Annotated in this window: 10 protein-coding genes; 2 read left to right on the top strand and 8 right to left on the bottom strand. The window is 70.4% G+C overall.

Annotation, left to right across the window (positions count from 1 at the left end):
• Positions 1 to 5 precede the first annotated feature (5 nt).
• Complete coding sequence (locus tag G3576_RS14220) at positions 6 to 3,143, top strand: efflux RND transporter permease subunit (protein ID WP_164695075.1); 3,138 nt, start codon at positions 6 to 8, stop codon at positions 3,141 to 3,143.
• A 12-nt stretch (positions 3,144 to 3,155) separates the two neighbouring features.
• On the opposite strand, the gene G3576_RS14215 is transcribed toward G3576_RS14220, so the two are convergent.
• Genes G3576_RS14215 through G3576_RS14205 form a run of 3 tightly spaced genes read right to left on the bottom strand, consistent with a single transcriptional unit; the run spans position 3,156 to position 5,172 of the window.
• Entirely contained in the window at positions 3,156 to 3,929 is a 774-nt protein-coding gene (locus G3576_RS14215; protein WP_164695074.1) for a class I SAM-dependent methyltransferase, read from the bottom strand.
• Positions 3,926 to 4,504, bottom strand: coding sequence for a TIGR04282 family arsenosugar biosynthesis glycosyltransferase (locus G3576_RS14210; protein WP_164695073.1), 579 nt, complete (start codon positions 4,502 to 4,504; stop codon positions 3,926 to 3,928). Before G3576_RS14210 ends, G3576_RS14215 begins: the two co-directional genes overlap by 4 nt.
• Positions 4,501 to 5,172 carry a TIGR04283 family arsenosugar biosynthesis glycosyltransferase gene (locus G3576_RS14205; protein ID WP_164695072.1) on the bottom strand — a complete coding sequence of 224 codons (672 nt, stop codon included), beginning with the start codon at positions 5,170 to 5,172 and terminating at the stop codon, positions 4,501 to 4,503. Before G3576_RS14205 ends, G3576_RS14210 begins: the two co-directional genes overlap by 4 nt.
• Positions 5,173 to 5,269: 97 nt before the next feature.
• Here G3576_RS14205 and G3576_RS14200 point away from each other — a divergent pair, with 97 nt between their 5' ends.
• Positions 5,270 to 6,382: a PA0069 family radical SAM protein gene (locus tag G3576_RS14200; protein ID WP_235951932.1), complete on the top strand. Its 1,113-nt coding sequence runs from the start codon at positions 5,270 to 5,272 to the stop codon at positions 6,380 to 6,382.
• Positions 6,383 to 6,385: 3 nt separating this feature from the next.
• Here the strand turns inward: G3576_RS14200 and G3576_RS14195 are convergent, their stop codons facing one another.
• From G3576_RS14195 to G3576_RS14175, 5 genes are read right to left on the bottom strand one after another with little or no spacing between them, the layout of a single operon-like run.
• Positions 6,386 to 8,047, bottom strand: coding sequence for a thiamine pyrophosphate-dependent enzyme (locus G3576_RS14195; protein WP_164695070.1), 1,662 nt, complete (start codon positions 8,045 to 8,047; stop codon positions 6,386 to 6,388).
• On the bottom strand, positions 8,047 to 9,003 hold the full coding sequence (locus G3576_RS14190; RefSeq protein WP_164695069.1) for a branched-chain amino acid transaminase: 957 nt from the start codon (positions 9,001 to 9,003) through the stop codon (positions 8,047 to 8,049). Before G3576_RS14190 ends, G3576_RS14195 begins: the two co-directional genes overlap by 1 nt.
• Complete coding sequence (locus G3576_RS14185; protein ID WP_164695068.1) at positions 9,000 to 11,075, bottom strand: hydantoinase/oxoprolinase family protein; 2,076 nt, start codon at positions 11,073 to 11,075, stop codon at positions 9,000 to 9,002. The genes G3576_RS14190 and G3576_RS14185 overlap by 4 nt, the downstream gene beginning before the upstream one ends.
• On the bottom strand, positions 11,072 to 12,040 hold the full coding sequence (locus tag G3576_RS14180; protein WP_164695067.1) for a Bug family tripartite tricarboxylate transporter substrate binding protein: 969 nt from the start codon (positions 12,038 to 12,040) through the stop codon (positions 11,072 to 11,074). Before G3576_RS14180 ends, G3576_RS14185 begins: the two co-directional genes overlap by 4 nt.
• Positions 12,037 to 13,695 carry a hydantoinase B/oxoprolinase family protein gene (locus G3576_RS14175; RefSeq protein ID WP_164695066.1) on the bottom strand — a complete coding sequence of 553 codons (1,659 nt, stop codon included), beginning with the start codon at positions 13,693 to 13,695 and terminating at the stop codon, positions 12,037 to 12,039. Before G3576_RS14175 ends, G3576_RS14180 begins: the two co-directional genes overlap by 4 nt.
• Between the last annotated feature and the right edge of the window lie 26 nt (positions 13,696 to 13,721).

Here is a 13,721-nt window from a genome sequence, read left to right as displayed (position 1 = left end):
CCACCATGATCTCGTCCGTCTTCGTCGACCGGCCCCGGCTGGCGATCGTCATCTCCATCGTGATGACGCTGGCCGGCGCGCTGGCCATGCTGCGCATCCCCGTCGCGCAGTTCCCGGACATCGTGCCGCCGCAGGTGCAGGTCAGCACCTCCTATCCCGGCGCCTCCGCCACCGTCGTGGAATCGACGGTCGCGCAGGTGATCGAAAGCGCCGTGAACGGCGTGGAGGGCATGATCTACATGTCCTCCAACAGCGCCAATGACGGCACCTATGCGCTGAACGTCTCCTTCGCCCTCGGCACCAATGCCGACATCGCGACGGTGAACGTGAACAACCGCGTGCAGTCGGCGCTGGCCCGCCTGCCGCAGGAAGTGCAGCGCCAGGGCGTGACCGTGCGCAAGCAGTCCTCCGCCGTGCTGCAGTTCCTGACGGTGACGTCGAGCAACGCGGCGCATGACCCGCTCTACCTCTCGAACTACGTCACCATCAACATGCTGGACCGGCTGGCGCGCGTGCCCGGCATCGGCCAGGTGTCGATGTTCGGCGCCATGGACTACTCCATGCGCATCTGGTTCGAGGTGGACAAGCTCATCAGCCTCAACCTGACGCCGTCCGACGTGGTGGCGGCGATCCAGGCGCAGAACGTGCAGGCGGCCGTGGGCCGCATCGGCGCGCGGCCGATCAGCGACGACCAGCAGTTCCAGTTCAACCTGCAAACCCAAGGGCGGCTCTCGACGCCGGAGGAGTTCGGCAACATCGTCATCCGCGCCAATGCGCAGGGCAGCCTGCTGCGGCTGCGGGACGTGGCGCGGGTGGAACTGGGCGCGGCGCGGATGGACACGGAAAGCCGCCTGAACGGCCAGCCCGCCATCACGCTCGGCACCTATCTCGCGCCGGGCGCCAATGCGGTGGCCGCCGCTTCCGCGCTGAAGGGCACGCTGGACGAGATGAACCGCCGCTTCCCCGAAGGGATGCGGACGGACGTGTTCTACGACACCTCCACCTTCGTCACCGACACCATGCATGAGGTGATCAAGACGCTGCTGGAGGCCTTCGTGCTGGTGGTGATCGTGGTGCTGCTGTTCCTCGGCAGCTTCCGCGCCACCATCATCCCGGTCATCGCCGTGCCGGTCAGCCTGATCGCGACCTTCGCGGTGCTGCTGGTGGTGGGCTTTTCCGCCAATACCGTCTCGCTGCTCGCCATGGTGCTGGCCATCGGCATCGTCGTCGATGACGCCATCGTGGTGGTGGAGAATGTCGAGCGGGTGATGGAGGAGGAGCCGGAGCTGTCGCCGGCGGAGGCCACCAAGAAGGCGATGGGGCAGATCACGGCGCCGATCATCGCCATCACGCTGGTGCTGCTCTCGGTCTTCGTGCCGGTGGGCTTCATCCCGGGCCTGTCCGGCGCGCTGTTCGCGCAGTTCGCGGTGACGGTTTCCGTCGCCATGGTGATCTCCGCCATCAACGCGCTGACGCTCTCCCCCGCGCTCTGCGCCGTCTTCCTGCGGCCGCATCACGGGCCCCGGAAGGGCGTGCTGGCGACCGTGATGCGGGGCATCGACTGGGTGCGGGACGGCTACGGCAACATCGTCGCCCGGCTGGTGCGCCTTTCGATCCTGTCGCTGCTGCTGACCGCGGTTTTCATGGGCGGCATCGCCTTCCTCGCCGGCCGGACGCCGCAGGGCTTCCTGCCGGAGGAAGACCAGGGCGCCTTCTTCGTGCAGATGCAGCTGCCCCAGGGCGCCTCCCTGTCCCGCACCCGGGCGGCGGTGGAGCAGGTGGAGGAGATCATCAAGCCGGTGCCGGGGGTGGAGCGCGTGCTGGCCATCGTCGGCTTCAGCCTGATCGATGGCGGCGCGCAGTCCAATGCCGCCTTCATCGTCGTCCGCATGAAGCCCTTCGCGGACCGCACCACGGCGCAGGAAAGCGTCTTCAGCGCCATCCGCACCGTCTTCGGCGCGACGCAGCAGGTGCGGGCGGCGAACACCTTCGCCTTCAACATCCCGCCCATCATCGGGTTGGGCACCGGCGCGGGCTTCCAGTACCAGTTGCAGAACCTGGAAGGCCGGCCGCCGGAGGAGATGTCGAGCGCCATGCTCGGCGTCGTCGTCGCCGCCAACCAGGATCCGCGGCTGCAGGCGGTGTTCTCGACCTTCGCCGCCGACAACCCGTCCCTGTTCCTGGATGTGGATCGCGACAAGGCGCAGGCGCTGGGCGTGCGGATCAGCGACATCTTCACGGCGCTGCAGACGACGCTGGGCGGCTTCTACGTCAACGACTTCAACTATTTCGGCCGGTCCTGGCAGGTGAACATCCAGGCCGAATCGACCGACCGCGACGACATCCCCGACATCTGGCGCATCCATGTCCGCAACGCGGCCGGGGAGATGGTGCCGCTGCGCTCCGTCGCCGACATCCGCGTCGTGCTCGGGCCACAGACCATCAGCCGCTACAACAACGTCCGCAGCGTCTCCATCAACGGCGCGCCGCGGCCCGGCGTCTCCTCCGGCGATGCGCTGGTGGCGATGGAACAGCTCTCGGACCGCGTGCTGCCGCAGGGCTACGGCTATGAATGGACAGGCACGGCGTTCCAGGAGAGGCTGGCCAGCGGGCAGACGGGCATCATCCTCGCCCTCGCGCTGCTCTTCGCCTACCTCTTCCTGGTCGCGCTCTATGAGAGCTGGGTGATCCCGATCCCGGTGCTCACCTCCATCGCGGTCGGCGTGCTGGGGTCCTTCGCGGCGATCGGCATCGCGGGCCTCTCGCTCGACGTCTATGCGCAGATCGGTCTGGTGGTGCTGATCGCGCTGGCCGCCAAGAACGGCATCCTGATCATCGAATTCGCGAAGGAGCAGCGGGAGGCCGGCAAGTCGATCCAGGAGGCGGCGGTGATGGGCGCCAGGCTCCGCTTCCGCGCGGTGATGATGACCTCCATCGCCTTCGTGCTCGGCCTGGTGCCGCTGGTCATCGCGACCGGCGCGGCGAGTGCGTCCCGCCGCGCGGTCGGCATGCCGGTCTTCGGCGGCATGCTCGCGGCCTCCATCATCGGCATCTTCATGATCCCGATGCTCTATGTCGTGTTCCAGACCATGCGGGAATGGGTGAAGGCGCGCTTCGCGGGCAGGCCGAAGACCCACGCCTGACGGCGGCTGGGGCTACCGACGGGTGCCCCAGATCGCGAAGATGCGGTGCGGGACCACGAGCGGGTCCTGCCCGAAGCGCTGGTCGAGCAGGGTGGCGAGTTCCGCATCGAAGCGCGCCACCGCATCGCCCCCCAGCGCGCCGCCCACGCCGGCGGAGGCGCGGACCCGGCCGCGCCAATCCTCCCGGCTGTAGAGCGCGTCATGGTCGAAGCCGGCGAAGCCGATGTCGCGGAAGCCGGCCAGCGAGAGATCGCCCGCCCAGGCGGGGTAGAAGCCCGTCCCGCGGCCCATGCGCCAGCGGGGGTTGTGCGCCTCGATCAGCCATTCGGTGGCGTGCGCCACGCTGCCGGGCAGCGGCAGCCAGTCATAGTGGCAGATCACCAGCGCGCCGCCGGGCTTCAGCACGCGCCACGCCTCCGCCGCGGCCAGGCCGCGGTCGAACCAGTGCCAGCACTGGCCGGCGATGACCAGGTCGAAGGCGCCGTCCGCCTGACCGGTGCGCTCCGCCAGGCCCTCCTCGAAGCGGGCGCGGTCGGAGAGGCCCTCCTCCGCCGCCAGGCGTCGAGCCTCCGCGATCTGGCCCGCGGCGGGGTCAAGGCCGAGCACTGTCGCGCCCCGCGCCGCGAGGCCGCGCGCCAGGGTACCCGTGCCGGTGCCGAGGTCCAGCACCGCCATGCCCGGCGCCAACAGCCCGTCTCGTTCCAACTGGTCCAGGAAGCGCGGCGGGAAGCCCTGGCGATGGCGGGCATAGTCGGCGCTGGTTCGGCTCCAGTCGGGACTTTTCATGGGTTGCGCTTCCTGAGGGCCACCAGGTCGGCGGCGGTATCGACGTCGCGCAGCGTGCGGACCCTGGCAAGCCGCCGTCCCGCGAAATTGGCTTCGGTATCGGCCAGCGCATGGCGCGTGGACCAGCGCACGGCGGCAAAGGGCGTGGCGGGGCGGCGCGGACCCAGTCCGACCAGCCAGTAGCCGCCATCACGCGCCGGCCCGAAGACGGCATCCGCGCGGCCAAGCGCCCTGAAGGCCGCGGCGATGTCGCTGGCCGCGACGCCAGGGATGTCGCTGCCGACCAGCACGCAGCGGCGATGGGGCCGCATGGCGTGCAGCATCCGCTGGCCGAGGTCGCCCCGCCCCTGCGCCACGCGCGGCACCGCCATGGGCCAGCGGGCGGGGGCGCGGTCCGGCGTCACGGCCAGCACGGTCCGCCAGCGCCGGTCCCGCGCCGTGGCGCGCAGCACGGCGGCAAGCTGGCCGACATAGAAGCGCAGCGCAGCCCGGGCGCCGATCCCCTTCGCCAGCCGCCGCTTCACCGCACCGAGCCGTGGCGCCCGCGCGAAGATCACCAGCGTGTCGCCCCTCATCCCCGTCCCCGATAGAGCTTCTGGATGGTGGCGGGGCTGACGCCGGCGAACCAGAGGGCGAGGCAGAACAGGTTGCGGGCGGAACGACGGAGATAGCCTTCCCGCCGGAAGCGCGCCGCACTCGTCACCGCCGCGACCTCCATCGCGCCGATCCGCGAACGACCGAGGCGGCGGACCAGGTCCACATCCTCCATCAGCGGCAGGGGGCGCATCCCGCCGACCGCCCGCAGCAGGTCCCGGTGGATCAGCAGGCCCTGGTCTCCATAGGGCAGGCGGAGAACGCGGCAGCGCCAGGCGACGGCGCGTTCCAGGCGGCGGGCGGCGGGCGAATCGTCATCCAGCGCGAAGCGGAAATGCCAGGCGCGGGACGGGTCGCGCATCGCGCGCCGGACGGCCTCCTGCCATCCCGGCGAGAGCCGCGTATCGGCATGCAGCAGCAGCAGCCAGGGGCCGGCCGCGGCCTCGATCCCCGCGGCGATCTGGCTGCCACGGCCGCGCGGGGCCTGCACCACCTGCGCGCCAGCGGTGGCCGCGACCGCGGCGGTGGCATCGGCACTGCCGGCATCGGCGACGACGATGTCCTGCGTTCCGAGCGCCGCGAGCGTGCCCGGCAGGCTTGCCGCCGCATTCAGCGCGGGAATGACGATGGAGAGGCCTTCAATTCGCATTTTGTTCTTGACGCACTGCCCGGGGATACCCCACCTTCCGTGAGAACAAACCAGGAAATCGAAGGACCGGACGATGCCTGATGGGGGAGCCTCCGCGATGCCCTCCCTGGCCCGCAAGGGCCGGGGCGCCGTCACCAATCCCGGCGTGCGCTATGAAAGCACGCGGACCGAGGCATGGGATGATGGCTGGGGCACGCTGGCCGCGGAATTCGCGGAAATGCCGCCGCTGCCGACGACGCTGACGCGGGACCATGCGAAATCCGCGCTGTCCTGGAACGACAGCCCGGATATCGGCTTCGACCGCTCGCTGAACCCCTATCGCGGCTGCGAGCATGGCTGCGTCTACTGCTATGCCCGCCCTGCCCACGCCTATGTCGGCATGTCCCCCGGCCTCGATTTCGAGACCCGGCTGATGTTCAAGCCGAACCTGCCGGAGTTGCTGGAGAAGGAGCTTTCCAAGCCGGGCTATGAGCCGAAGCCGGTGGCGCTGGGGGCGAACACGGACCCCTACCAGCCGGTGGAACGCACCCTCGGCATCACGCGGCGCACGCTGGAGGTGCTGGAGAAGTTCGGCCATCCCGTGACCATCGTGACCAAGGGCGCGGGCGTGGTGCGGGACATCGACATCCTGCAGCGCCTGGCGGCGCGGAACCTGGTGCATGTCTGCCTCTCCGTCACCACGCTCGACATGAAGCTGGCGCGGGTGATGGAGCCGCGCGCGGCATCGCCGCTGAAGCGACTCGGCGCGATCACGGAGCTGGCGAAGGCGGGCATCCCCGTCGGCGTGCTGGCGGCGCCGATGATCCCTGGCCTGAACGACGCGGAGATGGAGCGGATCCTGGAAGCCAGCGCCCGCGCCGGCGCGACCCGGGCGGGCTATGTGCTGCTGCGCCTGCCGCTCGAGATCAAGGCGATGTTCGAGGCCTGGCTGGCGGAGCACCACCCCGAACGCGCCGCCCGGGTGCTGGCCCTGGTGCGGGAGACGCGGGGCGGGCAGCTCTATGACAGCCGCTTCGGCGCGCGGCAGACCGGCACGGGCCCCTATGCCGAGCTGCTGTCCCAGCGCTTCAAGCTGGCGCTGCGCCGCTTCGGGCTGGATGGCCGCGGCTATACCGGCCGCGGCGTCCAGAACAGCTTCAGCGCCTCGCTCGACTGCACGCAGTTCAAGGTGCCGGGAGCGATGGCGGCGCGGCAGCTGGAGCTGCTGTAGCGGTCACGCCTTCCGGCGCCGGAAGGCTGTGACCTGCAGGGCGGAGGCATGCACATGCACCACCGCCGGCACGGTGCGCGGCGCCAGGGCGGCGTCGAGGACGGGGGCAATGTCCGCTTCCGTCCGGATGGTGAAGCCCTCCGCCCCGAAGGCGCGGCCCCAGGCGGCGAAATCGGGGTTCACGAGATCGGCGGCCTCCGCGAAGGGCCGGCCGGGGTAGCGGTTCTCGTGGTGCATGCCGATGGAGCCATAGGTCCGGTTGTCCGGGATCAGCAGCACCGGCGCCGCCATGTGGCGAATGGCCGTCGCGATCTCGTTGCCCGTCATCAGCGCGCCGCCATCGCCAGCCACCGCGATCACCTGGCGGCCGGGGTGGCGGATGCTGGCGGCGACGGCCATGGGCATCCCCGCCCCCATGCCGCCGACGGCGGAGCCGAGGAAGATCTGTCCCGGGCGGAAGGGGATGTGGCGGTGCACGAAACTCGTGAAATTGCCGGCGTCTGTCGTCAGCACCGCATCGGCGGCCATGCGTTCCGCGACGCCCACGCAGACGGCGGCGAAGTTCACGCCATCCGGCGCAGCCTCCCAGCCCGGCGCCGTCAGCTCCCGGTGGATCGCATGCAGCCGCGCGATCCAGGCGCAGCGGCCGGGCGGATGGGCGGGTTTCCGTTCCAGCAGCGCCGCCACCACGGCGGCGGGCTCGGCGCAGATGGCGAGGTCCGCGCGCCAGACGCGGTTCAGCTCGGAAGGGTCCGGCCAGACATGCACGAAGGGCATCTGCGGGTCGGGCGCGGTAGGCCATGTCCAGGATTGGCTGACCACATCGGTCATGCGCTCGCCCAGCGCCACCAGCAGGTCGGCCTCCCGCATCTCCGCCATCAGCCGCGCCTGCACGCGATTGCCGACATAGCCGGCATAGTGCGGGTGGTGGCTGTCGAAGAGGTGTGGCCGGCGATGGGTGGGGGAGATGGGAAGGTGCCACGCCTCGGCGAAGCGCTTCAGCGCGGCCAGGGTCTCCGGCGGGCCATCCATCGCGCCGCCCACCAGCACCAGCGGGCGCTGCGCGGCGGCGAGGCGTTTTGCGAGTTCGTCCATCTGCGCGGGCGAAGGCCCGGGCGTGGCGCGGGGGCGCGGCTTCGCCAGGGGCAGGTCGTCGGCCGGCTCGTCCAGCACATCCTCCGGGAAGACCACGGCGACGGGGCCGGGCGTGCCGGATTCGGCCAGGTGGAAGGCGCGCGCCACCGCCTCGCTGGCCTGGGACGGCAGGTCCACATTGATGACGGCCTTGGTGATGTCGGCCAGCAGCTTGCCGTAGTCATGCTCCTGCAAGGCCATGCGCCCGCGCTCGCGGCGCTCCACCTGGCCGATCAGCAGCACCATCGGCACCGCGTCGTGATGCGCCGTGTGCAGCCCGATCATGGCGTTGGAGACGCCGGGGCCGCGGGAGACGAGGCAGACGCCCGCCTTCCCCGCCCGCATCCGCCCATCCGCCACCGCCATATAGGCCGCGCCGCCTTCGTGCCGGCAGACCACGAGACGCAGCTGCGGCACATCGACCAGCGCATCCGTGAGCCCGAGGAAGCTTTCCCCCGGCACGCAATACATCAGGTCGACGCCCTGCGCGGCGAGGCTTTCGGCGACGAGGCGCCCGACGCTGCGCCCCATCACTCCGCCGCCTGGCGCGCGGCTTCCGCGCCATAGACCGGCGTCAGCCAGTGCCGGTATTTTTCGAGTTTCCCGCGCACGACGTCGAAGTACATCTGCTGGAGCCGCTTCGTGATGGCGCCGGGCTTGCCATCCCCGATCGCGTAATGGTCGATGGAGGCGATGGGCAGCACCTCCGCCCCGCTGCCGCAGAAGAAGGCTTCCTCACACACGTAGAGTTCGGAGCGGTCGATGTCCCGCTCCACCACCGTCAGGCCGAGCTCCCGCTCCGCCAGCTCCATCACCGTCTCCCGCGTGATGCTCTCCAGGATGTCGGCGGTGACGGGCGGCGTGATGAGCTTGCCGCGGCGGACGATCATGATGCAGGCGCCGGGGCCCTCCGCCACCTTTCCCGCGGCGTTCAGCATGACCGGCGGGCCGAAGCCGTTCAGCCGGGCCTCCACATAGGCCAGGCGCGAATTGTGGTAGTTGCTGCCGGCCTTGATGCGGGATGGCGACGCCATGTCGCTGTTGCGCCGCCAGGTGCTGACGCAGCTCTTCACGCCCGTCTCGATGGTCGGCTTGGACGGCATCGGGAAGGCGAGGATGAAGAATCCCGTGCGGATCTCGCTCGGCAAATAATGCGTCAGCTCGCCCTCCGCGAAATAGACGACGGGGCGGTAGTGGATCGTCTCCCGGTAGCCGCAGGCGCGGATGAGGTCGAGCGAGGCGGCCTCGATCTGCGCATCGCTGTAGGGCACTTCCATGCGCATGATATGCGCGCCCTGCCGCAACCGCGCGATGTGGTCGGCGTGGCGGAAGGCGTAGAGCTGGCCTTCCTCCGCGTTCCAATAGGCGCGGATGCCCTCGAAGACATTCTCGCCGCGCAGCACCGCCTCGGTCGAGATATGGATGGTGGCTTCGGCCCAGGGGACCAGCTTGCCATCGAGCCATGCATGGCTGGCGGATTTGGTCATGCGGCGTCTCCCGTCAGGTCGATGATGATGTTGCCGTGGCTGTCGGCCATGAAGGTCGCATCGGGGCCGATGACGATGGTGGATTCGCGCTCCTCCACCACCGCAGGGCCGGCGTGGCGTTCGCCGGGGCGCAGCCGGTAGCGGTCATGCACGCGGCAGGGCGCCATGCCGGTCTCGGGGAACCAGACCGGGCGCTCGCCCTTCAGCGAATGGCCGTCGCCTGCCGCGCTGGATTCCGGCACGGAGGGACGCGACGCGGTGGCGTTGAGGCGCCAGGACAGCACCTCCATCGGCACGCCCGTGATGCGCCGGTCGAAGAGGCGCTGGTAGGTGTCGAGAAAGGCGGCCTCGACGCTGGCGGCATCGATGGCATCGGGCAAAGGCACGGCGATGTCGAAGCCCTGGCCAGCATAGCGCATGTCCACGCTGCGGCGGAACGTCACGTCGCCGGGGGCCGCGCCCGCATCCTCCAGCATCGCGCGCGCCTCCGCCTCCATCGCCGCGAATTTTTGCGCGACGCCGGACCACTCCACGGCGTTCAAGCGCTGCACGCCGCTTCGCACCAGGTCGATCGCCGGCGCGGCGACCAGGAAGCCGAGCGCGGAGGCGACGCCAGCCCCCGCTGGCACGATCACGCGCGGCAGCTTCAAGAGCTTCGCCAACCCATAGGCATGCACGGGCCCGGCGCCGCCGAAGGCGAGCATGGCGTAGCGGCGGGGATCCCTGCCCTTCTCCGCCACATACATGCGCGTCGCTGCCGCCATGTTCTCGTTCACGATGGCATGGATGCCCGCCGCCGCTTCCAGCACGGTGATGCCGAGCGGCCGCGCCAGATGCTCCTCCATCGCGCGCTCCACCGCGCCACGGTCCAGCGCCATCTCGCCGCCGAGGAAATACTCGGGGGAGAGGTAGCCCAGCAGCAGGTCCGCATCCGTCACGGTGGGGTGCGTGCCGCCGCGGGCGTAGCAGACGGGGCCGGGGACGGAGCCCGCGCTTTCGGGCCCCACCGTCAGCAGCCCCATGGCGCTGACCTGCGCGATGGAACCGCCACCGGCGCCGATCTCGATCAGGTCGATCACCGGCACCTTCAGCGGCAGGCCCGATCCCTTGCGGAAGCGGCGGACGCGCGCGGCCTCGAAGACGGAGGCATGCTCGGCCTCCCCCTTCTCGATCAGGCACATCTTCGCCGTGGTGCCGCCCATGTCGAAGGAGATCATGTCGGCCACACCAGCGATGCGACCGTGATGCATGGCCGCCGTGGCGCCGGCGGCGGGGCCGCTTTCGATCAGCTGCACGGGGTTGGCGCGGGAATAGCCGACCGTCGCGATGCCGCCCGCCGAGAGCATCAGATGCAGCGGCCCGCCCAGCCCCTTCGCCTTCAGCGCGGCCTCCAGCACCGCGAGGTAGCGGTCCATCAGCGGCGTGACATAGGCATTCACGCAGGCGGTGTTGGCGCGTTCGTATTCCCGGATCTCCGGCGCCACGTCGGAGGAGAGCGTGACAGGCACGCCCGGGAGTTCCTCGGCCAGGATCGCGGCCGCGCGGCGTTCATGGCTGGCATCGAGGTAGCTGTGCAGGAAGCAGACGGCCACCGCCTCCACCCCCTGCGCCTTCAGCGCGCGGGCGGCGTCCCGCACTTCCGCCTCCGCCAGCGCCAGGCGTTCCGTGCCATGGGCGTCGTGGCGCTGCGTCACCGCCATCCGGCGCGGACGCGGGACCAAGGGCTCCGGCTTCTCCAGGAACAGGTCGTAGAGATCGTAGCGCATCTCCCGCCCCATCTCGAGGCTGTCGCGGAAGCCGCGCGTGGTGATCAGGCCGATCCTCGCGCCCTTGCGCTCGATCACGATGTTGGTGACGAGCGTCGTGCCGTGGACGATCTGCCGGACATCGCCGATGCCGACACCGGCTTCTGCCAGCAGCCGGTCGAGCCCTTCCAGGATGGCGCGGCCGGGATCGTCCGGCGTCGTCAGGCGCTTGCCGGTCAGGACGCGCGATCGCGCCTCATCCACCAGCACGAAATCGGTGAAGGTGCCACCGACATCGACGCCGATGCGAACCGAGGGAACACTCATTCAGGCTTGATCCCCGCGGCCTGCACCACCTCGCCCCATCGCCGCGTCTCGCTCGCCAGCAGCGCGCGGAACTCGGCGGGGCCGAGCGCCAGGCGGTTGAGGCCGAGGGAGGGCAGCCGCGCCGCCATCGTCTCGCTGGCCATGGAGGCGTCGATCGCCGAGACGAGTTGCGCCAGCACCGGCTCCGGGATGCCGAGCGGGCCGAGCACGCCCCACCAGAAGCCGGAGACGAGGTCGATGCCCTGTTCCTTCAGCGTCGGCACATCGGGCATGGCGGCGATGCGCTGTTCGGATGCGACGCCGACGACGCGGATCTGGCCGGACTGCACCAGCGGTGCGGCGGTGGCCAGCGCCATGATCGTCGCCTGCACCGTGCCCGAGAGCACGTCCTGCACCGCCGGCGCCGCACCGCGATAGGGCACATGCGTGACGCGCACGCCGGACCGCATCTGCAGCAGTTCCAGGATGAGATGGGTGGAGCTGGCCACACCCGCCGAGGCGAAGTCGATCGCCGCCGGATTGGCGCGCGCCGCCGCCAGCAATTCGCCGAGCGTGCGGAAGCGCGACTGCCCGCCCACCACAACCAGCGCCGGCGCGATGGCGAGCGCGGACACCGCCGTGAAATCCCGCGCCGCATCGAAGGGCGCGGGCCGCCCGCCCGCGACCTGCACGGCGGGGATGGTGGCGAGCGGCGTGTCGCCCAGCAGCAGTGTCGTGCCATCCGGCGCGCTGCGCATCACCGCCTCCGCCCCGATCTGGCTGCCCGCGCCCGCGCGGTTCTCCACCACCACGGGCTGGCCGAGCCTTTCGCTCAGCGGCACCGCGAGCAGGCGCGCCAGCGTGTCGGAACCTCCACCCGCGGCGAAGGGCACGATCAGGCGCACCGGGCGCGTGATCTGCGCGCGCGCCACGGCGGGCGCAGCCAGCACCAAGGCGGCAAAGGCACGGCGCGTGATGGTCATCATGGCGTCACCCCGTAATCCCGTTGCGCCCCTTCGGGCGAGACATAGCCATCCGCGACATCGCGCCGGACCGCCGCCGGATCGCGCGCCCGCGAGTCGCCATAGCCGCCACCGCCGCCGAGATGCATCAGCAGCCGATCGCCGGGCTGAAGCGTGCTGCGCGACTTCGGATGCGGCCTGCGGCCATCCTGCAATTCCACGAGTGCCGGCGCGCCGGCCTTCCCACCATCGAGGCCCCCGGCCGGATGCTTCATGCGGTCGGCGATGAGGGAGAGGCGCACGCTCTCCTGCGTCATCACCTCCAGCTCGATCTCCTGGCCCAACCCGCCGCGGAACTGCCCGGGCCCGCCGCTGTCCGGCATCAGATCCTTCTTCCACACCAGGATGGGGGCAGAGGCCTCGAAGGCCTCGATGGAGCCGGAGCCGGAATTGGTCGGGAAGGCGGTGGTGTTGAGGCCGTCGCGATGCGCCGCCGCGCCCATGCCGCCGCTGCCGAACAGCACCTGGCTGAAGCGGTCGCCATTATTGTCCCGCCCCGTATAGACCGGGCGCGGCGCGGGGCTGGCGCTGTCCGCCACCACGATGCCCGGCACGATCTGCGCCAGGCACTGGTAGAGCGCGCCGGACAGGAACAGCCCCGTCAGGTGCCGCGCATTCACCGCCGCCGGCCAGCGCGGGTTGAGGATGCTGCCCTCCGGCGCCGTGACTTCCACCGCGCGGTAGCTGCCCTCGTTGCGCGGCGTCAGCGGGTCCAGCGCGCATTTCAGCGGATAGACGGTGTAGGCGTAGGTGTAGTTCATCACGCTGTTGAGGCCGCGCGCGATCTGGGGCGAGGTGCCGGCATAGTCCACCGCAAGCCGGTCGCCCGCGATGGTCAGCGCGCATTGGATGCGCGTCTCCTGGTCCTCGTAGCCATCCGCGTAGACCGTGCCGTGCCAGGTGCCGTCCGGCAGCGCCGCGATCGCCTTGCGCATCGCCGCATCGGCGCGCGATTGCAGCGTGGCCGACAGCGCGCGGAGGTCCTGCAGGCCGGTGTCGTCGAGGAATTCCAGCACGCGCCGCGCGCAGACGCTGGTCGCGGTCACCTGCGCCTGGATGTCGCCCATCACCTGGTCGGGCACGCGGACATTGCCGCGGATGATGCGGGCGAGCTCGCCGTTCTCCCGCCCCTCGATGAGGAACTTCGCGGGCGGGATGCGGAGCCCTTCCTCGAAGACCTCCGTGCAATCCGCCGACCACAAGGTGCCGCCGATATCCGGCATGTGGGACGTGGCGCCGGCGAAGCCCACCAGCGTGTCCCCGCGGAAGATCGGCTGCGCCATGGTGATGTCGAGCAGATGGCCCGTGCCCATCCAGGGGTCGTTGGTGATCAGGCAGTCGCCGGGCCGCAGCTCCTCCCGCGGGATCTCCGCCAGCATGTGGCGCAGCGTCTTGGGTAGTAGGCCGACGAAGCTCGGGATGCCGATGCTGTTCTCCGCCAGGCTGTTGCCCTCGGCATCCATCAGCACCGTCGCGAAATCGTTGGATTCGCGGACGATGGTGGAGAAGGAGGTGCGCAGCAGCGCGGCCGCGGCCTCATCGGCGATGGAGATCAGCCGGCTCCAGAGGATCTGGAGCGTGACGGGATCGAAAGCGGGAGCCTTGGCAGCCTCGGTCATGCGGCATCCTTCGTGATTGGACGCAG

This window comes from Falsiroseomonas algicola (assembly GCF_011040385.1).
Classification (GTDB): Bacteria; Pseudomonadota; Alphaproteobacteria; order Acetobacterales; family Acetobacteraceae; genus Falsiroseomonas; species Falsiroseomonas algicola.
The sequence above is the reverse complement of the archived record's forward strand: the minus strand, read 5'-3'. Positions and strand labels throughout refer to the sequence as shown.

Excerpts from the sequence above, each read along its gene's own strand:
- G3576_RS14205 (WP_164695072.1), bottom strand. The coding sequence starts at position 5,172 with ATGCGAATTGAAGGCCTCTCCATCGTCATTCCCGCGCTGAATGCGGCG.
- G3576_RS14210 (WP_164695073.1), bottom strand. The coding sequence starts at position 4,504 with ATGAGGGGCGACACGCTGGTGATCTTCGCGCGGGCGCCACGGCTCGGT.
- G3576_RS14215 (WP_164695074.1), bottom strand. The coding sequence starts at position 3,929 with ATGAAAAGTCCCGACTGGAGCCGAACCAGCGCCGACTATGCCCGCCAT.
- G3576_RS14180 (WP_164695067.1), bottom strand. The coding sequence starts at position 12,040 with ATGATGACCATCACGCGCCGTGCCTTTGCCGCCTTGGTGCTGGCTGCG.
- G3576_RS14185 (WP_164695068.1), bottom strand. The coding sequence starts at position 11,075 with ATGAGTGTTCCCTCGGTTCGCATCGGCGTCGATGTCGGTGGCACCTTC.
- G3576_RS14190 (WP_164695069.1), bottom strand. The coding sequence starts at position 9,003 with ATGACCAAATCCGCCAGCCATGCATGGCTCGATGGCAAGCTGGTCCCC.
- G3576_RS14195 (WP_164695070.1), bottom strand. The coding sequence starts at position 8,047 with ATGGGGCGCAGCGTCGGGCGCCTCGTCGCCGAAAGCCTCGCCGCGCAG.
- G3576_RS14200 (WP_235951932.1), top strand. The coding sequence starts at position 5,270 with ATGCCCTCCCTGGCCCGCAAGGGCCGGGGCGCCGTCACCAATCCCGGC.
- G3576_RS14175 (WP_164695066.1), bottom strand. The coding sequence starts at position 13,695 with ATGACCGAGGCTGCCAAGGCTCCCGCTTTCGATCCCGTCACGCTCCAG.
- G3576_RS14220 (WP_164695075.1), top strand. The coding sequence starts at position 6 with ATGATCTCGTCCGTCTTCGTCGACCGGCCCCGGCTGGCGATCGTCATC.